This window comes from Photobacterium satsumensis, assembly GCF_050336935.1.
In the GTDB taxonomy this organism is placed as follows: domain Bacteria; phylum Pseudomonadota; class Gammaproteobacteria; order Enterobacterales; family Vibrionaceae; genus Photobacterium; species Photobacterium satsumensis.
The window spans coordinates 439,674-464,464 of the sequence record NZ_JAKJSK010000008.1 but is presented as its reverse complement, the minus strand read 5'-3'; the positions used below and the strand labels follow the sequence as shown (position 1 = coordinate 464,464).

General features: G+C 40.9%; 20 protein-coding genes and 3 pseudogenes. All 23 read left to right on the top strand.

The window, feature by feature from the left end:
- The 23 genes and pseudogenes from L4D79_RS18245 to L4D79_RS18135 all read left to right on the top strand — a co-directional run bounded on the left by L4D79_RS18245 (position 1) and on the right by L4D79_RS18135 (position 24,790).
- Positions 1-1,407 carry an undecaprenyl-phosphate glucose phosphotransferase gene (locus L4D79_RS18245; protein WP_428652986.1) on the top strand — a complete coding sequence of 469 codons (1,407 nt, stop codon included), beginning with the start codon at positions 1-3 and terminating at the stop codon, positions 1,405-1,407.
- A 136-nt stretch (positions 1,408-1,543) separates the two neighbouring features.
- Complete coding sequence (gene cysC, locus L4D79_RS18240; protein ID WP_428652985.1) at positions 1,544-2,143, top strand: adenylyl-sulfate kinase; 600 nt, start codon at positions 1,544-1,546, stop codon at positions 2,141-2,143.
- A 110-nt stretch (positions 2,144-2,253) separates the two neighbouring features.
- Positions 2,254-3,210: a DHHA1 domain-containing protein gene (locus tag L4D79_RS18235; RefSeq protein ID WP_428653076.1), complete on the top strand. Its 957-nt coding sequence runs from the start codon at positions 2,254-2,256 to the stop codon at positions 3,208-3,210.
- A gap of 294 nt (positions 3,211-3,504) precedes the next feature.
- Entirely contained in the window at positions 3,505-4,425 is a 921-nt protein-coding gene (galU, locus tag L4D79_RS18230) for a UTP--glucose-1-phosphate uridylyltransferase GalU (RefSeq protein WP_428652984.1), read from the top strand.
- Positions 4,426-4,462: 37 nt separating this feature from the next.
- Complete coding sequence (locus tag L4D79_RS18225) at positions 4,463-6,187, top strand: SLC13 family permease (RefSeq protein WP_428652983.1); 1,725 nt, start codon at positions 4,463-4,465, stop codon at positions 6,185-6,187.
- Positions 6,188-6,214: 27 nt separating this feature from the next.
- Positions 6,215-7,118, top strand: a pseudogene (locus L4D79_RS18220) (nucleotide sugar dehydrogenase).
- A gap of 100 nt (positions 7,119-7,218) precedes the next feature.
- A pseudogene (locus L4D79_RS18215) lies at positions 7,219-8,768 on the top strand (IS3 family transposase).
- Positions 8,769-8,855: 87 nt separating this feature from the next.
- Positions 8,856-10,202 carry a phosphoglucosamine mutase gene (gene glmM / locus L4D79_RS18210; RefSeq protein WP_428652981.1) on the top strand — a complete coding sequence of 449 codons (1,347 nt, stop codon included), beginning with the start codon at positions 8,856-8,858 and terminating at the stop codon, positions 10,200-10,202.
- A gap of 240 nt (positions 10,203-10,442) precedes the next feature.
- Entirely contained in the window at positions 10,443-10,808 is a 366-nt protein-coding gene (locus L4D79_RS18205; RefSeq protein ID WP_428652980.1) for a VanZ family protein, read from the top strand.
- A 67-nt stretch (positions 10,809-10,875) separates the two neighbouring features.
- Positions 10,876-11,384: pseudogene (locus L4D79_RS18200) on the top strand (dTDP-glucose 4,6-dehydratase); the annotation flags it as partial.
- A 279-nt stretch (positions 11,385-11,663) separates the two neighbouring features.
- Positions 11,664-12,092: an arsenate reductase/protein-tyrosine-phosphatase family protein gene (locus L4D79_RS18195; RefSeq protein WP_428652979.1), complete on the top strand. Its 429-nt coding sequence runs from the start codon at positions 11,664-11,666 to the stop codon at positions 12,090-12,092.
- A gap of 445 nt (positions 12,093-12,537) precedes the next feature.
- Positions 12,538-13,599, top strand: a complete 1,062-nt coding sequence (locus L4D79_RS18190; RefSeq protein ID WP_428652978.1) for a Wzz/FepE/Etk N-terminal domain-containing protein — start codon at positions 12,538-12,540, stop codon at positions 13,597-13,599.
- 64 nt (positions 13,600-13,663) lie between these two features.
- Entirely contained in the window at positions 13,664-14,491 is an 828-nt protein-coding gene (locus L4D79_RS18185; RefSeq protein WP_428652977.1) for a glycosyltransferase family 2 protein, read from the top strand.
- A gap of 164 nt (positions 14,492-14,655) precedes the next feature.
- A complete protein-coding gene (locus L4D79_RS18180) occupies positions 14,656-15,711 on the top strand; it encodes a hypothetical protein (RefSeq protein ID WP_428652976.1) in 1,056 nt (351 codons plus the stop codon).
- Positions 15,686-16,780 (top strand): glycosyltransferase, encoded by a 1,095-nt coding sequence (locus tag L4D79_RS18175; RefSeq protein WP_428652974.1) that lies wholly within the window; start codon positions 15,686-15,688, stop codon positions 16,778-16,780. Before L4D79_RS18180 ends, L4D79_RS18175 begins: the two co-directional genes overlap by 26 nt.
- The gene (locus tag L4D79_RS18170; protein ID WP_428652973.1) at positions 16,770-17,603 is read left to right on the top strand and encodes a glycosyltransferase family 2 protein; all 834 of its coding nucleotides are present in this window, start codon (positions 16,770-16,772) and stop codon (positions 17,601-17,603) included. Before L4D79_RS18175 ends, L4D79_RS18170 begins: the two co-directional genes overlap by 11 nt.
- Positions 17,587-19,020, top strand: coding sequence for an O-antigen polysaccharide polymerase Wzy (gene wzy / locus L4D79_RS18165; protein WP_428652972.1), 1,434 nt, complete (start codon positions 17,587-17,589; stop codon positions 19,018-19,020). Before L4D79_RS18170 ends, wzy begins: the two co-directional genes overlap by 17 nt.
- Entirely contained in the window at positions 19,007-19,990 is a 984-nt protein-coding gene (locus tag L4D79_RS18160) for a glycosyltransferase family 4 protein (RefSeq protein WP_428652970.1), read from the top strand. Before wzy ends, L4D79_RS18160 begins: the two co-directional genes overlap by 14 nt.
- A gap of 12 nt (positions 19,991-20,002) precedes the next feature.
- Complete coding sequence (gmd, locus tag L4D79_RS18155; protein WP_428652969.1) at positions 20,003-21,193, top strand: GDP-mannose 4,6-dehydratase; 1,191 nt, start codon at positions 20,003-20,005, stop codon at positions 21,191-21,193.
- Complete coding sequence (fcl, locus tag L4D79_RS18150) at positions 21,186-22,151, top strand: GDP-L-fucose synthase (protein WP_428652968.1); 966 nt, start codon at positions 21,186-21,188, stop codon at positions 22,149-22,151. Before gmd ends, fcl begins: the two co-directional genes overlap by 8 nt.
- A 9-nt stretch (positions 22,152-22,160) precedes the next feature.
- A complete protein-coding gene (locus L4D79_RS18145) occupies positions 22,161-22,616 on the top strand; it encodes a GDP-mannose mannosyl hydrolase (RefSeq protein WP_428652967.1) in 456 nt (151 codons plus the stop codon).
- An 18-nt stretch (positions 22,617-22,634) separates the two neighbouring features.
- Positions 22,635-24,041, top strand: coding sequence for a mannose-1-phosphate guanylyltransferase/mannose-6-phosphate isomerase (locus L4D79_RS18140; RefSeq protein ID WP_428652966.1), 1,407 nt, complete (start codon positions 22,635-22,637; stop codon positions 24,039-24,041).
- A 2-nt stretch (positions 24,042-24,043) separates the two neighbouring features.
- Positions 24,044-24,790, top strand: a complete 747-nt coding sequence (locus tag L4D79_RS18135) for a glycosyltransferase family 2 protein (protein ID WP_428652965.1) — start codon at positions 24,044-24,046, stop codon at positions 24,788-24,790.
- The last annotated feature ends 1 nt before the right edge of the window (position 24,791 follow it).

Sequence of the window (24,791 nt, the reverse complement as noted above, 5' to 3'; positions counted from 1 at the left end):
ATGAAATATCAAAAGGGAGTTTTACAAAGTCGCCAAACAACAGTTGCCATGTTTACCCGCTTTGCGGATTCAATGGTAATACTTGCTAGCTCTGTTTGTGTGGCCTTTTATTTTGTTGAATTGACCGATGCCGCTAATTATTTAGCAGCCTTTATTGCGATGATGTCTTTTTACGCAATATGTGAACTTCAACACTTTTATGTGTCGTGGCGTACAACACCATTTCGCATGGAAGCGTGGCGCTTAAGTGTCAATTGGCTGTTCGCTTTTTTGGTGGCCAGCAGCGCAGATTCCATGCTGGGCTTTGATATGTTCTCGTCCATTTCGCACCAGCTAACGTGGTTTGGTGTTACCTGGGGTGTCTTATTGTTGTACCGTCGATTATTAAAAATGATACTGCGTGTTGCACGTGGTCGCGGTTATAATACAAGGCAAGTTGCTATTGTTGGCGCCGGACGTTTAGGCCAAGAGCTAGCGAAACGAATAAATCGCTCGCCTTGGATGGGGCTAAACATTGTGGGGCATTATGATACATCAGATTATGTTAAATCTGAGCACCCAGAGCCAATTGCAAGTGTATTAGGGGATTTAGAGCAGTTAGTTTCTGATGCAAAAGATGGCATTATTGACAGGGTTTACATTGCGTTGCCAGTTTCAAAGCAATCATATATCGCTAGCTTGGTGAATGAGCTAGCTGATACCACCTGTTCTGTGATGTATCTTCCTGATGTATTCACTTTTGAGCTATTGCACTCAAGAAGTGATAATTTGGGTGGTTTACCTGTGATTAGTATTTATTCTTCACCAATGGATGGTTCTAACCGTATTTTGAAGCGGGTTTTCGATCTTGTGGTTGGTAGTTTTATCCTGCTGTTAATTTCAGCTCCAATGCTGGTGATTGCATCTGCAATTAAGTTTACATCAAAGGGTCCGGTGTTCTTTAAACAGCACCGTTATGGCATTGATGGACGAGCGATTAAAGTTTGGAAGTTCCGTTCGATGAACGTAATGGAAAATGGTGATAAGGTCACACAGGCCAAGAAGGGAGATAATCGGCTGACGCCTATCGGAGGCTTCTTGCGCCGCACCTCCTTAGATGAGCTGCCTCAGTTTATTAATGTTATTCAAGGAAGTATGTCGATTGTTGGACCTCGCCCTCACGCAGTTGCTCACAATGAGGAATACCGCAAGTTGATAAATGGTTACATGCTACGTCACCTTGTCAAACCTGGTATCACTGGTTGGGCTCAAATAAATGGCTGGCGTGGTGAAACTGATACCTTGGATAAAATGGAAAAACGCATTGAGTTTGACTTAGATTACATCCGCAACTGGTCTGTATTTCTTGATGCCAAAATCGTTTTCCTCACTATTTTCAAAGGCTTCATCGACAAAAATGCTTACTAAGATCTCAGCTATCATTTCAAAGTGTTGACTCTACTTCAACACTTGTTATTTTCTAGCTTTCTAGCTTTCTAGCTTTCTAGCTTTCTAGCTTTCTAGCTTTCTAGCTTTCTCAGTTGCTAACTTTACTCTATATACTATGAACGAAAATATTGTCTGGCATGACCAAGTCATTAGCCATGAAGCGCGTGCAGTGCAGAAAAAACAAAAACCTGTCATCCTTTGGTTCACTGGATTAAGTGGTTCAGGTAAATCAACCATTGCTAATGCAGTTGAAAAAAAGTTGTTCGATAACAATTGCCATAGCTACTTATTAGATGGCGACAATGTACGCCACGGCTTAAATAAAGATTTATCATTTAGTGATCTTGATCGCATTGAAAATATCCGTCGTATCGGTGAAGTGAGCAAACTGTTCGTTGATTCGGGCTTAATTGTGTTAACAGCCTTTATTTCCCCTTTCATCGGCGATCGCCGGCTAGTCCGTGAATTGGTTAATACCGATGAATTTGTTGAAGTGTATATCGATACGCCGCTAGACGTTTGTGAGTCTCGCGATCCGAAGGGCTTGTACAAAAAAGCCCGAGCAGGCGAGATCAAGCTCTTCACAGGTATTGATTCGACCTATGAAGCACCAGCCTCTCCTGAAGTCCATGTCAAAACGGCTGAGTTGTCGATTGAAGAGTGTGCGGACCAGGTTGTGGGTTACCTGGTAGAGAAAGGCTACATCATGGTGTGATCAGCTTTAAGCTGTCAGCGATCAGTTAAATGCGAAGAGCTTTAAATTGATGTTGAAACTCTAACTTATCGTCAATATTATTTTTCTAGGATCTAAGGGACCCCATGTCAATCCACTACGACATTTTCAATGGTGATGCTGACGGCATCATTGCTTTGCTTCAATTACGTTTAGCTGAGCCGAAAGAAAGTACATTAATCACTGGTGTGAAGCGCGATATTAAATTGCTTAAGCAAGTTGAAGCTAAAGCTGGTGATAGTGTCACCGTGTTAGATATTTCAATGGAAAAAAACAGCGAAGACTTGCAGCGCCTTCTTAATTCTGGTGCATCTGTATTTTATGCCGACCACCACCGTGCAGGTGACATTCCTGCAGCTGAGTTACTAGAGCCTCATATTGATCTAGACGCTAATACTTGTACTAGCTTAATCGTTGATAGTCTGCTTAATGGCCAATATCACTCATGGGCTATCGCTGCGGCGTACGGTGATAACCTGATTGCGGTAGGTGACAAGTTAGCGGATAAAGCTGAACTTTCTCTAGGTGAAGCATCTTTACTTAAAGAACTTGGCACACTGATTAACTACAACGGATATGGCGCAACCATTGATGACTTGCATTTTGCGCCAGCAGATTTATATCAGAAGCTACTACCTTATAGCTCCCCGTTTGCCGTCATAGAAGACTGTGGGTCACCCTACCATGCTTTGAAGTTAGGGTATGAAAGCGATATGAATAATGCCCTAGCCCTTGAGCCTATTACCAATGTGGCTACTTGTACTGCATTTACAATGCCAAATGAAGCTTGGTCTAAGCGCATTAGTGGCGTATTTGGTAATGAGCTAGCCAATAAATCTCCAGATAAAGCCCACATTGTATTTACTGAAAATGCTGACGGAACATTGACTGTTTCACTTCGCGCGCCACTGAACAATAAGCAAGGTGCCGGTGATATCTGTAGTCAGTTCCCAACTGGCGGTGGCCGTGCAGCAGCAGCTGGTGTGAATGCACTACCTGCTGACATGCGTGAAGCACTTATCACAGCGGTTAATGAGTATTACAGCTGAGATTTCAGCTATCAGTAATTAGCTGTCAGCTTGAAGCTATCAGACAGATCAAAGCATTGCTTCTTAAGTGTTAATAGTTGTACCTCTAGCTACTAACTCTTGTAATTCTGATATTAATTCTTTCAAGCTGTTGCAGCTTGCAGCTTGCAGCTTGCAGCTTGCAGCTTACAGCTTGCAGCTTGCAGCTTACAGCTTACAGCTTGCAGCTTGCAGCTTGCAGCTTGCAGCTTACAGCTTACAGCTTACAGCTTACAGGATCTAAGCATCCCCAAATGCCCTAATCAAGGAACAACAATGAGTACAGTAAAAAAAGCTGTCATCCCAGTAGCAGGGTTAGGCACGCGTATGCTTCCGGCAACAAAAGCCATTCCTAAAGAAATGTTGCCAATCGTCGATAAACCGCTTATTCAATATATCGTTAATGAGTGTGTATCAGCTGGTATTAAAGAGATTGTTCTTGTGACCCACTCTTCAAAAAATGCCATCGAAAACCATTTTGATACCTCTTACGAACTTGAAGCTACCTTGGAAAAGCGTGTAAAGCGTCAGTTGTTGGATGAAGTGCAATCTATCTGCCCACCAGATGTGACTATTATGCACGTGCGTCAAGGCCATGCGAAAGGGCTTGGACATGCTGTACTTTGCGCAAAACCGTTAGTTGGCGATGCGCCATTTGCTGTGGTTCTGCCTGATGTTATTTTGGATGAGTACACTGCGGATCAGTCAACAGAGAACTTGTCTGCAATGTTGAAGCGTTTTGATGCAACAAAAGCCAGCCAGATCATGGTAGAGCCGGTACCGATGTCTGAAGTATCTAAATACGGTGTGGTTGACTGTGGTGGTGCTGAACTGCATGCCGGTGACTCTCATGCCATGACGGCGATGGTTGAAAAGCCTATTGTTGAAGAAGCGCCTTCGAACCTGGCTGTGGTTGGCCGTTACGTGCTGTCTTCAAATATTTGGCAGAAGTTGGCGATTACTCCTCCAGGTGCTGGTGATGAAATTCAGCTTACCGATGCCATTGATATGCTAATGGCAGAAGAATCTGTTGAAGCTTTCCATATGACGGGTAAGTCTCATGATTGTGGCGATAAACAGGGTTACCTTCGTGCGTTTGTTGAATACGGTCTGCGTCATGAAAGTTTAGGTGAAGAGTTTAAAGATTACCTAAACTCACGAATTAATTCTGCTTCACCATTAAAAGCGGTGAGTTAATATGTATGGCGTCTTTGGGCGCCTATTTTGAGTTATTATGACCCCTTCATTTATAGTTGCACTGACGATTGTCCTGCTATTCTCTACTCTTGTCTTTACTCGGGTACGGCCTTCTATCCTTTTCAGTGCTGTAGTTTTATTTTTCTATTTTCTTGGTTACATTGAGCAAGCAAGAATGCTCAGTTTTGGTGTTAATCAAGCCGTAATCACATTGCTTCTATTATTAGTTGCTTCGCTTGCCCTTGAACGTACCCGTATTTTGGTGTGGGTGACAAAGCTTGTCTTTAGGCCAACATTTAAAATGACTTTGGCCCGATTAGGGTTGTTATCCTCAATCAGTTCTGCTTTTCTGAACAATACGGCGGTTGTTGCTTCCTTGATGGCTGGTTTAACCCGAAGCCAGGACTATGCACCATCACGTTTACTTTTGCCGCTTTCCTACTTCGCTATTATCGGTGGCACACTCACTTTGATTGGTACGTCGACTAACCTGGTTGTTAACGGCTTACTGATAGAACAGGGATATAACTCGCTACATTTCTTCGATTTTCTGCCTGTTGGCCTAATGATTCTACTGGTAGCGGGTCTCGCTGTGTATTTTTGTGCTTACCGTTTACCTGAAAAGGTTGTGAGTGAGGGTCATCGCGGCGATTACTTTATCGATGCAGAGGTGCAAACTGGCAGTTTATTGATTGGCAAAACCATTCAGCAAAATGGCCTGCGAGCTCTGGATGGTTTGTTTCTTGTTGATATTGTTCGCGATGGTCAATTGATTTCTCCTGTTAACCCACAAATGGTGATTAAAGACAACGATAAGTTGGTTTTTTGTGGGGATGTAAAACATATATCGCAACTAGAGCAGTTTGATGGCTTGAGCCTGTTCGCTAATAGCAACGGTTTGTTAGTTAGCAATTTGATTGAAGTAATTGTCAGTACCGAATCCAGCATTCTCGGCAGAACGCTGAAAGATACCCAGTTCCGCTCACGCTTTGATGCGGCGGTCGTGGCGATTAACCGCAATGGCCAGAAGGTCAGTGGCAAGCTCGGTGAGCAAGTGATTTATGCTGGCGATAAATTGGTTTTGGCTGTTGGGCCAGACTTTGAAAAACATCGAAATGTTGACCGCAACTTTTTTATTATCTCAGGCTTGAAAGTTAAATCACGCCTACAGCCTTGGCAAGAAGTGGTTGCAATTGGTGGCTTTGTGTCAATGATTGCTATGGCTACCACAGGTATCATGAGCCTCTTTTCAGGGTTGCTGATTTATGTCGCAGCCATGGTGTTATCTAAGGTGCTGACTGGAGCTAATATTCGCCGGCGTTTTCCGTTTGAAATCTGGCTAATGATTGCTAGCGCGCTTTGTATTGCTGATGTATTCACCACTAGCGGTTTAGCACAGCAAATTGCGAATATGGTGACTAACGTGGCGGGTAATAGCGGCCCTTGGGTTGCTCTAACCGTAATATTTTTTATGACGATGATCACCACTGAGATTGTCACTAATAATGCGGCTGCAGCTTTGGCATTGCCTATTGCTCTGGGCGTGGCCCAATCGTATGGTGTGAACTATATGCCATTCGTGATGGCAGTTGCTTATGGTGCAAGTGCAAGTTTTATCAGTCCATTTGGTTATCAAACAAACCTGATGGTAATGAATGCCGGTGATTACAGAGTATTGGATTTCATCAAAACAGGGTGGAAGGTATCATTGACTTATTCCCTAGTGGTGATTTTATCGACACCACTAGTTTTCCCGTTTTAGATACGATAAAAATTAATTAGGAAACACATGAAAATTGCAGCTGCAGGTACAGGCTATGTAGGCCTTTCCAATGCTGTGCTATTGGCACAGAATCATGAAGTTATTGCTGCTGATATCGTTGAAGATAAAATCAACGATCCCTGTTGGTTATACAAAACAAATTAAAGAACAATTTGGTTGTGAAAATATTATTTTTTCACCAGAGTTTTTGCGTGAAGGGCGTGCATTGTACGAAAATTTGCATCCCTCACGTACTATTGTTGGTGAACGTGCCGAAATCTTCGCTAACTTATTGGAGGAAGGGACAATTAAAAAAGATATTGACGTTCTGTTCACTGATTCCACAGAAGCAGAAGCTGTCAAACTGCTTTCAAATACCTACTTAGCAATGCGAGTAGCGTACCTTAATGAGTTAGATTCTTACGCTGAGTCTCATGGTTGGAATGCGCGCCAGATCATTTAAGGTGTAGGCTTAGACCCGTACATTGGAAATCACTATAATAATCAATTATTTGGTTATGGTGGTTGCAGCTTACCTAAAAATACTAAACAGCTACGTGAAAATTATCAGGATGTTCCCAATTGTTTGATTGGCGCCATTTTTGATGCCAACACGATGCGTAAAGATTTTATTGTGGACTCAATTATCAAGCGTAACCCGAAAGCAGTTGGTATTTACCGACTTATCATGAAGTCTGGCTCTGATAAGTTCCGTGCTTCTAGCATTAAAGGGATTATGAAGCGTATTAAGGCAAAAGGATTTGAAGTAATTGTTTATGAGCCTGTACTTGATGAAGAAGAGTTTTTCTGCTCTACAGTGATTAAAGATCTTGAGCAATTCAAAGTGATGTTTGATGTGATCGTGTCAAACCGAATGGCAGAAGAGCTTGCTGATGTCGCTGATAATGTTTATACAAGGGATCTTTTCTGATCCGATATAATTAATTTATCAGTAGTTGGATAGCCCTCTTTGTAAGGATAGTTGTCGCCGAATCTAAATCCGTAAATTAGACTGGGGGGGAGCAGAAAAGATGCCCTACTATCCAGAAGAACGAAAGAACGCCATTCTTAAGAAGTTGATGCCGCCGATGAGTATGTCAGTGCCAAAGCTGGCTAAACAAGAAGGCATTAGCGAAGCAACCCTGTACAATTGGCGTAATAAAATCAGAGAGACTGGAAGTCCAGTGCCTAACAGTGGTCAATCTCAGAAGCAATGGTCGCCGGAAGCAAAATTTGCCGTAGTTGTTGAAACCGCCAGCCAATCCGAAATCGAACTCGGAGAGTATTGCCATTCTAAAGGTCTATATCCGGAAAACGTTGCTCAATGGCGGGAAGCCTGTATCAACGGCACGGCCACTGCTAAAACCAGCGATAAGGAAGCGCAAGCCAAGTTAAAATCTGCGTGGCTCAAGACCAAGCTGCTTGAAAAAATTCCGGCGGAAAGAGAAAGCGTTAGCAGAAACCGCAGCATTACTGGTGCTGTGAAAAAAGTTCAAGGCCCTATGGGAGGACAACGAGGACGATTAACTCCGCTTGTTGAACGGAAGAAAATATACCCTGGATCGACGAGGCTGTCACGTCAGGAGCTCGTAAAATAAAGGCCTGTAAGACCATTGAACTGTCAATACGTACTTTACAACGCTGGCTAAACAATGGGGTTATCGAAGGTGACAGGCGACCAACTACGAAACGTCCAGTGCCGGCAAATAAACTATCTGACGGTGATGTGGTTCAGCACCTTAAAATCTGTAATCGTGAAGAATATGCCAGTCTTCCGCTATCTCAGATCGTTCCTAGATTGACGGATGACAACGTGTACCTGGCGTCAGAATCAATCTTTTATCGAATTCTGAAAGCACATAATCAACTCCACCCTCGTGGTTGTTCACAAACGCCGCGGAAGTTGAAAGCACCAATGAGTTATACAGCGGAGAAACCCAATCAGGTTTGGTCTTGGGACATAACCTATCTAGGTAGTATCGTTCGAGGAGAGTACTTTTATCTCTATATAGTCGAAGATATTTACAGCCGTAAAATTGTTGGATTGGAAGTCTATGATAGAGAATTAGGAGAGCAAGCTGCGATCTTGATGCAGCGAACCTTAATGGCAGAGCAATGCTTCCGCACGCCACTTGTCCTGCATTCGGATAATGGCAGTCCCATGCGTTCAGCGACTTTACAGGCGAAGTTGTGTGAGTTGGGTGTGACACCCTCCCACAGTCGAACACGAGTTAGTAATGATAACTCGTTCTCGGAGTCCTTGTTCAGGACATTAAAATACAGGCCACAATTTCTGGCATCCGGCTTCACTAATCTGGATGCCAGAAATTGGGTTAAGAACTTTGTCGAGTGGTACAACGAAGAACACCGTCACAGTCGTATAGGCTTCGTGACTCCAGGGCAACGTCATCGTCGTGAGGATGCAGACATACTGACAAAGAGAAAGGCAATGTACGAGAAAGCAAAGGCACAAAACCCAGAGCGTTGGTCAGGAGAAATAAGGAAATGCGAACCCGCTGGGCCGGTCATGTTTAACCCAGAAAAATCAGATATAAATGAGACTCTGGGACAAGCGGCTTAAATATGGTTAGGCGGCAAATACCTTGAAAAACGCCGGTACCCAGAACCTCGATTTTTTAAACTCCACATTTATAAAAAAGACAAAACCATGACTAGAAAATATTTCGGCACCGATGGTGTACGTGGCAAGGTGGGTGAGTACCCAATTACCCCGGATTTTGCATTGAAGCTTGGCTGGGCGGCGGGACGCGTATTGTCACGTCTTGGTACTAAGAAAGTAATTATCGGTAAAGATACCCGTATCTCAGGCTATATGTTGGAATCAGCGCTAGAAGCAGGCCTTTCTGCGGCGGGTATCAACGCGATTTTGACCGGCCCAATTCCAACACCAGCGGTAGCTTACCTGACCAAAACCTTCCGTGCGGAAGCGGGGATTGTGATCAGTGCGTCACACAATCCGTATTATGATAACGGTATTAAGTTCTTCTCTGAAAGTGGTGAGAAACTACCAGATGAAGTAGAGCTAGCTATAGAAGCTGAGCTGGACAAAGACATCCGGTGCGTATCATCGGATCTATTGGGTAAAGCCAAACGTATGGATGATGCAGCAGGTCGCTACATTGAGTTCTGTAAAGGTACATTCCCGTCATCTTTGTCTCTGGCTGGCATGAAGCTGGTGGTTGATTGTGCCAATGGCGCGGCTTATCACATTGCCCCTGCGGTATTCAGCGAGCTTGGCGCTGAAGTGATTGCAATTGGTGATAAACCCAATGGCCTTAATATCAACGATAAGTGCGGTGCGACCTCGATGGGTATGCTGCAAGAGGCGGTTGTTGAGTACAAGGCTGATATGGGTATTGCCCTAGACGGCGATAGCGACCGCATTATGATGGTCGATAGCCAAGGTAATGTGATAGACGGTGATCAGATTTTGTTCGTGCTCGCCAAGCAAGCTCTGATTGATGGCCAGCTTAAAGGCGGTGTGGTCGGTACTTTGATGTCTAACATGGGCCTAGAGGTTGCCTTGAGTAAACTAGGTATTCCGTTTGTTCGTGCCAATGTCGGTGACCGCTACGTGATGGAGCAACTGCTTGAGCGCGATTGGTGGCTTGGCGGTGAAAACTCGGGCCATGTGATTTGTCGTAACCTAGTAACCACTGGTGACGCCATTGTTGCCGCTCTTCAGGTACTGGCAGTGATTGCTCGCAGCGGTAAGAATTTGGATCAGCTTGTAGCCGACATGCCAATGATGCCTCAGATCTTGATTAACGTTCGGTTCGGTGGAGAGAATCAACCGCTGGAGTCAGATCTCGTTAAAGCTGCAGTGGTTGATGCAGAAAAAGCGATGGAAGTGGGTACTGATACAGCGAAAGGACGTATTTTGCTGCGTGAATCTGGCACAGAGCCATTGATCCGCGTAATGGTAGAAGCAGAGACGGCAGAGATGGCTCTGCAATGGGCAGAGCATATTGCTGAAGCAGTCAAGGCTGCTTAAATAGCAGTGAAAAGCTCAGTTACATGGTAAGTCATACTCTGGGCGCTTAACTTTGCAAATTAAATTGTATGAGAGCTTGCTGATATAGCTTGCTCTTGTATATTTCCGCTTTCCCGCTTTCCCGCTTTCCCGCTTTCCCGCTTTCCCGCTTTCCCGCTTTCCCGCTTTACTATTTCCTCATCCCCCGTCAAAATTCCCAGAACCCAGAACCCAGAACCCAGAACCCAGAACCCAGAACCTATGCTAAAAAGACTCCCTCTATTGCTTTACGTTGCTCTGATCCTGTTTATCTCACTTAAATCTACCGGCCCGGAGTTAGTCTCGATACCCCATATCGACAAAGTACAGCACTTCATGGCTTACGCGGTGTTTGCCATTGTTGCGGCATATGCTGTTTCTACCAAGCGTGCTTTTTACAAGCATTGTACTGCTATTGTGCTGTTCAGTGGTGTCATTGAACTTATCCAGCCTTGGTTCGGGCGTGAGTGCTCGGTTTTTGATTTGTTGGCAAATTCACTGGGTGTCGTTTTAGGCATGCTCATTGCGGCTGTGATGAGCAATAAACAAGTTTGGCTGTGTGATATCATAAACTTAAAATTGGATTAGTGTGATATTCCTAGAATGTGGACAAACAAAGGGCGGAATTTACGAACTCGTTTTTTGCTTTGGTTATAGTGATCATCTGGTTCGTGCTTGGCACCGTACCTATGGATTTCCTATTGTCATATCCAATTGTTCTAATAACTATGGACAATTTCAGCATCCAGAAAAGTTAATTCCGCTGATGATTTCTAATGCGCTTAAAGGTAATCCATTACCCATTTATGGTAATGGCAGCAAATACGTGACTGGTTGCACGGTGAAGAACATGTAAGGGCCCTCTATGCCATGTTGATGATAGGAAAGGTTGGAGAGACTTATAACGTTGGTGCGAATAATGAAGTAAGAAATATAGACCTTGTAAAAGCAGTCTGTAACATTCTGGAAGAACTGGCACCCAATAAGCCGGTAGGTGTTGAAAAGTACAGAGATTTAATCACTTATGTTTCTGATAGACCGGGGCATGATACACGGTATGCCATTGATGCAAGCAAAATTAGAAAAGAGCTAGGCTGGAAGCCTGTTGTTGGCTTTTCTGAAGGACTTAGAAGAACTGTCAATTGGTATTTGAGTTGTTGTTAACCTACGTTTAAGTGTTTGATTTGTGATGGTTATCTCCTTTGGTGATTTTGTCTTTTACGTCATTAAATCGCTAATGTTTTTGTGAATTGTGCATAATTTCGTAAATCAGCTAGATGCGCAGTTCATCATGCATTTATTGGTGTAAGGACAGATTTCTTAGGGCTGCAAAGCTATTCCATATCCTGTAAACTGCCCACAGTTAATTTTTGGTTATAGTACGGAATGGTGTCTAGAGGCAGTAGCCTTAGATAGGTTTTCCTTAAATGAGTGAAGGACAATATGTTTAACAAGATCTTGGTTGTTTGTGTGGGGAATATCTGCCGCTCTCCATCTGGTGAATACTTGCTCAAGCACCATCTTCCAAACAAACATATCGCATCTGCAGGTGTAGGTGCTTTGGTAGGAAAACCTGCAGACAAAACCGCCGTTGAAGTGGCGCTTGAGCATGGTGTCAACCTTGAAGGGCATGTTGCTCAGCAGCTAACGAGCGACTTGTGCAGAGAATATGAGTTGATCCTTGTAATGGAAAAAGGCCACATTGAAGCCGTAACAAACATTGCCCCAGAAGCACGTGGTAAAACAATGCTGTTTGGTCAGTGGATAGGTCAGAAAGATATTCCTGACCCTTACCGTCAGAGCCGAGAGGCATTCGACTTTGCTTATGAGCTGATTAATGAGTCTGCAACAGCTTGGGCGAAGAAGCTGTAGGTATTTTGATTCACAGAGATACAATTGGAAATAGTTCGTGGCATGCCTTTATGTTTAGCAACATCATTATTTGTAGTTATAAATATTAATTTGAATAATGTATATTTTAAAAAGGAATGCTTTATTATGAATCTGTATTATTTACTCCTTCGTTGTTTCAATTTCATATTGGCTGATTTTTATACATTGAATTATAAAGCGATAATTCAATCGCCAATATTAAGGCTGTAGAGATATTCTGTGTATAAAGCAAAATCAATTAGTTGAAGTTTAAAGGCCATAGGTAGGAATACGCTACTAAGATGATTTCTATTAAGTTCCAATCAAGTATTGTATTATGGGCGTTAGATTTAGATGCGCACCTGCTTATCGGGAGCTTTACCCGAGGGCGGTAGCGTGCCTAATTTAAATATAATTTCCTTATAAATCAAATGGATGAGCTTCAGTGTTGAGTAAAAATGATAATGATGATGTTGACGTTCTAGAGGTTGTTAGAACATTATGGGCGGGTAAGCTAGTCATCGTTAGCACGGTTGTTATTGGTGTTATGCTATCTATTGCCTATATGTTCACTGCACAAGAGTGGTGGACTTCGAGTGCATTGATCACTAAAGCAGATAGTGGTGAAAATAGGCAATATCAGGAATCAGTAAAAGCGTATCAGCCTGTTTTTGACGTCTACCAGGATGATGGCAGTATCATTATAAGTCGTCAGTTAGATAAATACGTCAACTCGAAAAACTTTTTTGCAGACTATGTTGACACTTTTAATGCTGCAATCACTAAACGGGAGTTTTTGGAGTCAAACGAAAAATTTTCCAATGTACTCGATGACTTATCGATTGAAAGGGATGGTGCGTATATTTTAAGTTGGCTAGGAAATATCGAAAGCAGGCCAACAGGCATGAATACGAAATCTGAATATGTGATAAGTTTTCGATCTAACACCTCCCAAAGTGCCGCAGAAATATTGTCTGACTACGTTGATTTTGTTAATAAAAAAGTTAAAGTTCAGATTTTTAACGATATAAAGACGCTCCTGTCTGTAAAGACAAAAGAACTAAATAATCAACATCAAATTCTATTGCATCAAGCTCAAAAGAAAGTAGCGCTTATGCTTGAAAGAGCACGCTATTCAGAAGCTGTTGCAAAAGCGGCAGAACAAGAAAGACCATTAGCAAACTTGCAAGATACGGGTTTGTTTAATATAAACCTCGGTACAAAAGCAATAGCGGAAAAAATTAAAATACTTGAAAGTCTAAAAGACTTCTCGATTGTTGAGCCACGATTAATCAATGTCACTTCAAAATTATCTATTCTTGAATCGCAAAGCTTTAATGATAGCGTATCATTTAGTGCATATAAACTTGTAGAGCCTATTCTTCCACCGGCATTCCGTACCACACCTAAGAAACTGTCTTTATTGTTGATGGGTGCTATTTTAGGATTTATTTTTGGCGTTTTCCTAGTATTGATGAACCGTGTCTATAATTTGGCGAAAAAATAATTCCTTCATGAAGCTTTGAACTGTGCCCATATGAAAATATGGGCAAAATTTTTGGTTTATAGAAATGAATAAAAGAAACTCTATACTAACAGTAATAACACCAACATATAACCGTTCTGATTTACTCGCTAAGTTGAAAACAAGCCTTGATGCTCAGGCATGCTATTCATTTAAATGGTTAATCATTGATGATGGATCTAGCGATGAAACGGAGCAAACGTGTAAAAAATGGATCACTGAAGCTAGTCAATATGAGATAGAGTATGTTAAGCAAGTTAATGGTGGAAAGCATCGTGCAGTGAATCACGGAATTACTTTAGTTTCTACAGCTCTTGCTGTCATTGTTGATAGTGATGATATATGTTTACCCAATTTTATTGAAGAGATTTATAATGGGTGGGATAAATATAGTAGTAATCAAGATGTAGGCTGTGTTTCCTTTCTTTGCCAAAATGAGAACGGTGAAATATTACCTGAAAAGTTTCCATATAATGAAGTTGTTGAAAGGCACTTTATCTTAACTTACAAATATGGCATTCATGGCGATAAAGTCGATGTGTTTAGAGCAGAGGCCCTAAAAGAAAATTTATTTCCAGAAATTGATGGTGAAAAATTTATAACTGAAGAAGTTGTGTGGAATCGAATAGCAAAGAAATGGAAAAAAGTTGGCATAAACCAAAGTATACTTGAGCATGTATATTTTGATGATGGGCTGACAAAAAAATATTCTGAGCTGTTAATAAATAATCATCAAGGTACCGCTCTCTATTTCAAGGAAAGAGCGGGTTTAAATATTGGTTTATACTTAAAGATACGAAGTTTGCTCAGTTATGTTAAGTTCAAGCTGGTCAAATATCCAAAAGTTAAGTCTTACTTCTTAAATAGAATCTAATGAAACTATCTATTCTTTCTGGGCTATCACTTGTCATTACGACTTTGATTGTCGTGCTTGTGACATCTAAGTATGGCCTTACTCATAATAGTGATATAGTTTTTCTTTCATTAACGGTATGTAATTTTCTCTCTTATATTCCTCAGTGTTACTGGGAAGCAATTATGCCTAAGATAGTTGCCTCCAAGGAAAAAAATAAGATAATCACTAATAGTTTAATTCTAAATACTGTAGCATCAATAGCTGTAGCGTTGGCTATTTTTGTATTGCCGAGTATTGGCCTGGATATCCTATATGACAATCATATTTGGCTTGAAATAAGGCAATTTTCCCTGTTTTTTGTTTTTATTTCAGTACAGGTTTATTTAAAGAGAGTACTGCACTCTTTGGCTAAGCTACCTGAAATGTATTTTACAGATATAGTATATGGAGCATCTGGAACTTTGTTGCTGTTAGCATTTTATGATGTACCTGATGTTGAGTACATATTGCTAACCGTATCAATGTTTGTTTCTGTTTTATTTGCTTTATTCTTACTGAGAAAGCAATTTATAATGGAAGGTGTGTTTTATATTGATCGGCCCTTAGTCATTGAGTCCTCTAAACTTAAACTTGGCGCTATTTGTTATTCAGTTAAAGACCTTATTTTCCCTGCTTTATTAATGGCTCTATCGCCTGGATATCTAACAACATATAACTTTGCAAGTAAAATATTGAACGCAATCTTGCTAATCGCCGTTACTCCGCAAAATAATTTATTTGTTATTAACTGCATAGAACAGGTCAAATCTAAATCGGCTTGCTTGCTCAGTATTCGTCAATACTTATTCAGAACGATACTTAAGACGAGTTTAACTTATGCATTCTTGATCTTATCTTTTCTTTTTTTATATGAGCTGATTCAATATTTTGAACTAAAAGACTTTTCAAATATGAACAACTTTATGTATATAGCTATTTTGCTATCTATATATTATATGGTTGTAGTCATAGAGCAACCTATAAGCAGGCTTGTTTTTGCATTAGGGAAGATGACAGAAACTATGGCTATAAATATAGTTAACTTTGCTGTATTTCTCGTTCTATACTTTTTTAAGCCTGAAATAATAGATATGACCTATATTTTTGTCTTATTGGTTGTTCCTCAAGTTTTCAATATTATTTTATATACATATTTTTCAAAAGAGGTGGTTTTTGAAAAAAATCGTGTTTGTGATTGATAGTTTGGATATAGGTGGAGCAGAAACCTATTTGGTCGAAATGCTAAAATGTGCCCCTGAAAACTTGAAATTAAAAGTTGTAACTATTCATGGTGGAGGAAAACTTGAAGCTGACCTTCCTGAATGGGTTGAATTGCAGTCAGTTTTTCCTAACTCTTTCCAAAAAAAGGGTTTGTTTTTTAGGGGAACGAGGTTCTTTTTCAAAAAACTAATATTTAACTCTAAGTTTATCGCAAAGAAGTTAGATATATCAGTAGAAAGTGATTTAGTAATCTCTTTCTTAGAAAATCAATCTTGTCGACTAGTTTCGCTTCTTGATTCAAAGAAAGTATGCTGGATACATACAGATTTAACGAGACAAGATCCCAGATTTAAGCATTCAATAGGGACATATAATCAGTTCTCTAAACTTATTTTCGTTAGTAAGACGGCTCTTGAAAGCTATATAAAAAAGTATGGTGAGCATGGCGACTTTGAAGTTCTGTATAATTGTATAAACATAGACAGCATTCAAGAAAAGTCGAACCGAAAAGAACGTTATAGTTTGCCTAAAGGTGATTATACGGTATCTGTAGGAAGACTCTGTAATGCCAAAGGCTATGATTTTATGATAGAGGCTTTGGCTAAGCTTAAGAAAATCAAGCCAGATTTCCGACACTACATTATTGGTGATGGACCAGATAAAGAAAAAATTTCACAAGATATCGAAATGTTTGGTTTAACGGATAACGTTATTCTTACTGGCGCTCTGAAAAACCCATTCCCAATTGTTAAAGGTGCAAAGTTGCTTCTTATGACTTCTGCTTGGGAAGGATTTGGGTTGGTGGTTGTTGAAGCCTTGTCATTAAACGTACCAGTAGTGGCGACAGAAATTCCTGCACAAGTTGAGATTTTCTCAAGGTTTAATAATTATTACCCAGTAAAGAGAGACTTATCTGAAGTAATTAAACAATACCTCACTGTTTGTAACAGTGAAACTGACTTTGTTTACGAAGATTCTAATGTTTTCTCTGAATTTGTGCCTGCGAACTTTTGGAGTAATGTTTTAAGGTTAAAAAATGAAGTATAGTTTTATTTCTACATCTCAGGGTGGAAGGATCCCTGAATTTTCAAGTTTTTTATCATCGTTAGAGAATAATTCATTAGATAACGAATTATTCGAGATTATTTTTGTAGATCAAACTAATGATGAATATGACGAATTGCTGAGAAACTATTCGATAAATATTGTACATATAAAATCGGATAAACTGCCATTATCTAAAGCTAGAAATATAGCCTTGAGTAAGGCCTCAGGAGAGTTTGTTTTCTTTTCAGATGATGATGCTGATTATTCTAGATTTGATTTTGTGACATTGGAAAAGAAACTTAATTCCAATAATATTGTTTCTTTCCCTATTACTATTGCTCCAGAAGGTAACCGTCCATACGGTGGTAGGAAATTCCCTACTGTTGAGAAGTATGTTAGTGCCTTTGAGTTATTTTCTATTTGTTTAAGTCTATCTGTTGTCATCAGACGTGAGCTTGTAGAAACAGTCGGTTGTTTTGATGAAATGTTTGGTGCTGGTGCTAAGTATGGAGGTTCAGAGGAAACCGATTTACTCTTAAAGTTGTTCATTAATGGCGATAAGCCACTATACTCACCAGAACTTAATGTTATGCATCCCCTAGAGTATGCTGATATAGATTACGATAAGCAATGTCACAAATTTTATAATTATGCAATTGGCTATTCTAAAATTTGTAAAAGGCACTCATCAAAATTAAATTATATTCCATATATTGAATTATCACGAGTGATGTCTAGAACTTTATTGGCAATGATTGTCAAAAAGGAAAAGAGATTTTATTGGTATAAGTTAAAAGGCTTTATGAATGGGATCTTTAAGTAAGGCATATAATGAGGAACGCATAAGGTTAAGCTCAGGCGTTTTTAGTCTGTTTTTTGGTCTTTTCTTATTATCACTTTGGTTGTTAAATCTCGGATTTGATTTTCGAGTGTTGGTTATAACATACTCAATGTTAGTATTATTTGCGCTTATTAAAAAATTTGGCATTTTAAGTTTTTACGCATTGTTATATTCGACATTTATACTGTTTTATGTATCTAGATATTTAATAGACTTATTTTCTGACTTTAATGTTAGAGAGTTTACCTTCTTTTTTCCAATGCGGGTGGAAGATGAGGTTCTTTATCAGCAGAACGTTCTTTTACTATGTTTTTCTTTCGCTTGTATATTGACCGGGTTTCTGGTTTCAGAAAAAAGATATACGCGTATAAAAAAGATTGAAAATAATAGTAACTATGGTTTTTTGAAGATTTGTGCATTAACAGCTAGTTTATTTTATATTGCGAAGTATATTATAATTTTGAGAGTTACTGGATTTGATTATATATACTTTCAGTCAAATTATGTCGAAGTGCTCAATCAGGTTCCTTTTGTAGTTAGAGTTGTAGCTACTCTGTCAACTATTATTTATTTCTGTTTCTTATCATCGATTAATTCTCATAAAAACTTTATTATATATTCAGCCTTATTTTTATTTATTAGTGTATTTGCTCTCTTACAGGGGGGGCGAGCTGAATTTATAACTAATTTTATTGTTGTTATTTGGCTGTATGGTAAGAAGTTTGAGCAGCATAAGCTTAACGTTGTAAAGCTACTACCTCTATTTTTATTAGGTATAACTTTACTTTATATTGTTCAGTTTATGGCATCTTTTCGCTTAGGACAAGAAGCTGCTAGTGGAGTACTATTTTCTTTGTTGAGAGATCAGGGGACCAGTCTTATTATCGTCCCTTTGTCTACAATGTTTTCAAGTGTGCTTAGTTACTCTGACTTTCTTGAACATATCTTGAGGTTTTTTATATCACCATTTTATGGATTGTTTTATAAATTAAATATCACCGTCAACTATAACTCTGTAATTGAAGTGATTTCTCAATATATTAATCCTACAGCAGGGCTGCATGGGTTTGGTTTAGGTGGTAGTTTACTTGCTGAATTATACTTATATTTTGGTTTTTTAGGTGTTATTTTAGTTACTCCGATTGTTTTTTGGTGTTACTCTTTATTTTTTAATATAAGACCTGATGTGCCAAATTGGAGGAGTATATTTATATTTTCTCTATGCCTCATAGCCATGAAATCCATTTTCTTTGTTATGAGAGGCTACTCTTTTGAGTTTGTATCTGAGCTTATTAGGCATTCTTTCTATATTTTACCATTCATTTTGTTTTGTTGGTTTATGAGGTTGATATCCATCAACCCAGACCATTTAGGTGATAAAAGTAATGATAATTTATGATCCTATCATTCATAATCTACAGTCGCACGGTGGGATAACGGTTTATTTCAATAACTTGTTATCTGGATGTAAGGTAAACAATGTTGAACATCTTATTTTAACAGAGAGACTTAAGAAGTATCAGCGTTATTTTGATCTACCATTGAGTTCTCAACTGAATTCGCATAAAAATGTTTTTCACTCGAGCTATTACCGTCTTCCTTCACAACAAGATATCAATGTTGTTACGACGGTTCATGACTTTACTTACGAGAAATTCGTTACAGGAATCCCCTTAGCTGTTCACTCTTGGCAAAAAAATCGTGCAGTAAGAAATTCTGATATCAATATATGTGTTTCTCATAACACAGCGAAGGATCTTCAGGAGTTTGTCGGTATTTCTGAGGATCGCATTAGAGTTGTACACAATGGTGTGTCAGAAAATTACTTTTTGCTTGAATCTGAGTCCAGAATGGCAACGAGTAAAGTTGTCTTCATCGGAGCAAGGAAAGGCTATAAGAATTTTGAAATGGCCGTCAAAGCTCTTTCTTCTTTTTCAGATTTAGAGTTAGCAATTGTTGGGGGAGGTGAGCTTGATGAAGGTGAGCTTAAATTGCTTCATTCTTACCTCCCTAATCGCTTCGAGTGGTTAGGTAAACTAGATGACTCTGAATTGAATATTCTTTACAATAACGCGTTTTGTTTGTTCTATCCTTCCAGCTATGAAGGCTTCGGGATTCCCGTGATTGAAGCTATGAGAGCTGGGTGCCCCGTTGTTGCCGTGGATAGCTCCTCTATCCCTGAAGTTGGAGGTAACGCAGCTTTGTTAGCTCGCTCAGCGGATGTTGATGAATTTAGAACATTGATAGACCGTTTGTTTGTTGCCCAGGAACGAACTAGGCTTCAAGCCCTTGGCTTGGAGCAATCAGCTAAATTTTCTTGGGATAGGTGCTTCCAAGAAACCCTTGCTGTTTACGCTGAACTGATTTAATTGAGAATACATATGCATAATAAAATTGCTTTAATTACAGGTATTACCGGCCAAGATGGCTCTTATCTAGCTGAGTTTCTTCTGGAAAAAGGTTATGAAGTACATGGTTTGATACGTCGAGCATCTTCTTTCAATACAGAGCGTGTTGATGCTGTATGTAATAGCAATGATAATATTCATTTGCACTACGGGGATTTAACAGATTCGTCTAACCTGATCCGTTTGGTTAAGGAAATTCAGCCAGATGAAATCTATAACTTAGGTGCGATGTCTCATGTTGCTGTTTCATTCGAATCGCCGGAGTATGCGGCCGATGTTGATGCGATGGGAACTATCCGCTTACTTGAAGCAATCCGCATTAATGGCTTAGAAAAGAAAACGCGTTTCTATCAAGCTTCCACTTCTGAGCTTTATGGTGAAGTGAAGGAGATCCCTCAGCGGGAAACTACACCATTCCATCCTCGCTCTCCTTATGCTGTGGCAAAAATGTATGCATATTGGATTACTGTCAACTACCGTGAATCGTATGGTATGTATGCATGTAATGGTATTCTTTTTAACCATGAGTCACCACGTCGTGGTGAAACGTTTGTTACGCGTAAAATTACCAGGGCGATTGCCAATATTTCCCATGGGCTAGAGACTTGTCTAGAACTCGGCAACATGGATGCTTTGCGTGATTGGGGTCATGCTAAGGACTATGTTCGAATGCAATGGATGATGCTTCAACAGAATGTTGCTGACGATTTTGTTATTGCAACCGGTAAACAGATTTCAGTGCGCGAGTATGTGCGTATGTCGGCAAAGGTTGCAGGTATCGAGCTTGAGTTCAGCGGTAACGGTATCGACGAAATCGCGACCGTAACAGCCGTTGATAAGACCATTGCTCCTTATGTTTCGGTTGGCGATGTAATTGTTCGTGTTAACCCTCAGTTCTTCCGCCCTGCAGAGGTGGAAACCTTGCTGGGTGATCCGACCAAAGCCAAAGAGAAGCTTGGTTGGGTACCAGAAATCACTGTTGAAGAGATGTGCGCTGAAATGGTTGAGGCCGATCTTAGCAAAGCTAAGCAGCATGCGTTGCTTAAGTCACATGGCTTTGATGTATCAATTTCCCTAGAAAACAAATCAAGTTTTGCTGAAGCTAAACAACGTGTTCTTCTTCATGCTCACGGCCTAGGTGGTAACGAGGACGACAATGAGTAAGAAGCGTGTTTTTATTGCTGGCCATAAGGGAATGGTTGGCTCAGCGATTGTCCGCCAACTATCGACGCGTGATGACATTGAGCTGGTTGTCCGTGAACGCTCAGACCTTGATCTGACTAGTCAGCAGGCGGTGTCTGAGTTTTTCGCTTTAGAAAATATTGACCAGGTTTACCTAGCGGCAGCTAAAGTAGGGGGTATTCATGCCAACAATACTTATCCGGCTGAGTTCATTTATGAAAACTTGGTAATGGAGTGCAATATTATTCATGCTGCTCACCAGTCTGGTGTGCAGAACTTACTATTCCTTGGTTCATCTTGCATTTATCCTAAGCTAGCCGAGCAGCCAATGAGAGAGGCTGCCCTGTTGACTGGAACACTGGAAGCCACCAATGAACCATATGCGATTGCTAAAATTGCAGGTATCAAGTTATGTGAATCATATAATCGTCAGTACGGCCGTGATTACCGCAGTGTCATGCCGACAAACCTTTATGGTGAGAATGATAATTTCCACCCTGATAATTCGCACGTTATCCCTGCATTGATGCGTCGCTTCCATGAAGCCAAGCTTCGTGGCGACAAGGAAGTGGTTGTGTGGGGAACCGGCAAGCCGATGCGAGAATTCCTGTTTGTTGATGATATGGCAGCGGCTTCTATCCATGTGATGGAGTTGTCGACTGATTTGTATGAGTCTAATACAGAGCCGATGCTATCGCACATCAATGTAGGTACGGGGGTGGATTGCACAATCCGTGAGATGGCAGAAACCATGGCCCGTGTGGTTGGTTTCGAGGGTGACATTGTCTTCGATAGCACCAAGCCGGACGGTACACCGCGAAAACTGATGGATGTAAGCCGCTTGGCAGACCTCGGCTGGCGCTACAGTGTCGAACTCGAACAGGGTCTGGCACACACTTATCAGTGGTTCCTTGGTAACCAGAATAACTTCAGAGCCTAAGGGGGAAATATGGTACAACGTTTGGAGACGGCGTTATTCAAACAGGTTGTTGCCCATACCCCGCTGGTTTCTCTCGATTTGATTGTACGCAATCAACACGGCCAGGTGCTGCTGGGGCAGCGCCTGAACCGACCAGCTAAAGGGTATTGGTTTGTACCCGGCGGACGTATTTGCAAAGACGAGACCATGGCCGCGGCTTTTTTTCGTCTTGTAAAGGAAGAGTTAGGGATAGAAAGATGCCTTACGCAGGCAAAGAGCCTCGGTTCCTACGAGCACTTTTATTCCGATAATTTTTCGGGCACCGATTTTACTACTCATTATGTTGTTCTTGGCTATAGCTTAGAAGCCGAGATTGCATTATCCGAATTACCCAAAGAGCAGCACGGCCACTACCGGTGGTTTGACATCGACGAGTTACTTCACGCCGATGATGTCCATGTCAATACTAAGCTGTACTTTCAATAACCTGAATTTGTTGATGATATGCTATTACCAGTAATTATGGCAGGCGGCTCAGGTAGCCGTCTTTGGCCGTTATCTCGTACCCACTATCCCAAACAGTTTCTTGCTTTAGCTAGTCAGGAAACTATGCTGCAGGCAACCGTCAGTCGTCTTTCTGCACTTCCGCACCAATCCCCGTTGTTTATCTGTAATGAAGAACATCGGTTTATTGTGGCTGAGCAGCTTCGCCAAGCCAATATGGCTCACAGTGGAATTATTCTAGAACCAGTTGGTCGTAACACGGCACCGGCAATTGCGTTGGCTGCCTTGCAAGCCACACAAAATGGCGATGATCCTCTTTTACTCGTGTTGGCGGCAGACCATGTCATTCAGGACAATCAAGCATTTTCTGATGCTGTTACCCAAGCGGTTCCCCATGCAAAAGAAGGCAAGTTGGTGACCTTTGGGATCGTACCGACCGCACCGGAGACAGGTTACGGCTACATTCAGCAAGGGGCTCCTGTCTCCGAATCTGCTTTTGAAGTGGCTGCTTTTGTCGAGAAACCTAATTTACAGACAGCGCAAGCCTACTTGAGCACCGATGAATATTATTGGAACAGTGGTATGTTCCTATTTCGCGCTTCGCGTTATTTGGCTGAGTTAGATGCCCATCGTCCGGATATGTTGGCGGCATGCCGTCAGGCATTAGCTGGCTCTCAGCTAGATCTTGATTTTATTCGCTTGAACGCTGACGCTTTTGCTTCTTGTCCTGATGATTCTATTGATTATGCGGTGATGGAAAAGACCTTGGACGCAGTCGTTGTGCCGATGGATGCGCAGTGGAGTGATGTGGGGTCGTGGTCTGCACTGTGGGAGGTTAACGACAAGGATAAGCAGGGGAATGCGATCCGTGGCGATGTGCTGATGGAGTCAACGACTAACAGCTATGTTTATTCTCAAAACAAATTGGTCGCGACGGTGGGTGTCGATAACTTAGTGGTAGTGGAAACAAAAGATGCAGTTTTGGTCGCTCACAAAGACAAAGTCCAAGACGTTAAGGGTATTGTAGGTCAGCTTAAAGTTGCAAACAGGCCTGAGCACTTGCAACATCGTGAGGTTTATCGTCCATGGGGCTCGCATGATGCGATTGCCGATGGTGAGCGTTTTCATGTTAAGCGTTTGATGGTGAAGCCTGGTCAGAAAACAGCGACGCAGATGCATTACCATCGAGCTGAGCATTGGGTTGTTGTTGCTGGTACTGCTCGTGTTCGTCAGGGTGATAACACATTCTTAGTGGGAGAGAACGAGTCTACCTATATTCCTATTGGCGTGGCTCACTCAATAGAGAACCCCGGTAAGTTGCCACTAGAACTTATAGAAGTCCGCTCGGGGACTTATTTAGGGGAAGATGATATTGTGCGTATTGAAGATTATGGCGTAGGGTACTAAAAATGAAAGTTAGTATTATTACTGCTACTTATAATAGTGCAAAAACAATTCACGATACATTGGCTTCTCTAGAGGCGCAAACTTACCCGGATATCGAATATATTATTGTTGATGGGGGCTCGACTGATCACACCCTAGAAGTCATCCAAGCCCAGTCATCTAGAGTTTCAATCACAATTAGCGAACCTGATAAAGGTATTTATGATGCTCTAAATAAAGGGATCAATGCAGCTACAGGTGATATCGTTGGTTTTTTACATTCTGATGATTTTTTTGCATACCCGGAAGCTGTACAAGATATTGTCGATCAGTTTCTAGCTGGAGATGTTGATGCTGTCTATGGTGATTTGGAATATGTATCCCAAGAATCAACAAGCAAAGTGATTCGTTTTTGGAAAAGTGGCCCGTATAAAAAAAGTAAATTAAAGCTTGGCTGGATGCCTCCTCACCCAACGTTTTATATGAAGCGGGAACGATATAAACAGTGGGGGGGCTTTGATCTATCTTATAAAATAGCAGCAGATTACGATTCTTTGCTACGTTATCTGTGGTGCAATAATGCTTCCATGAAATACTTAGAAAAAGTAACCATCAAGATGCGTGTTGGTGGAGCGAGTAATCGAAGTATTAGTAATATAATCCAGAAAACGAAAGAAGATATTCGAGCATTGACAGTTAATCATTTGTTTTGGCCTTTAGCTGTATTTTGGAAAAACTTTTCAAAGATTCCTCAATTTTTTAAGAAGTAAC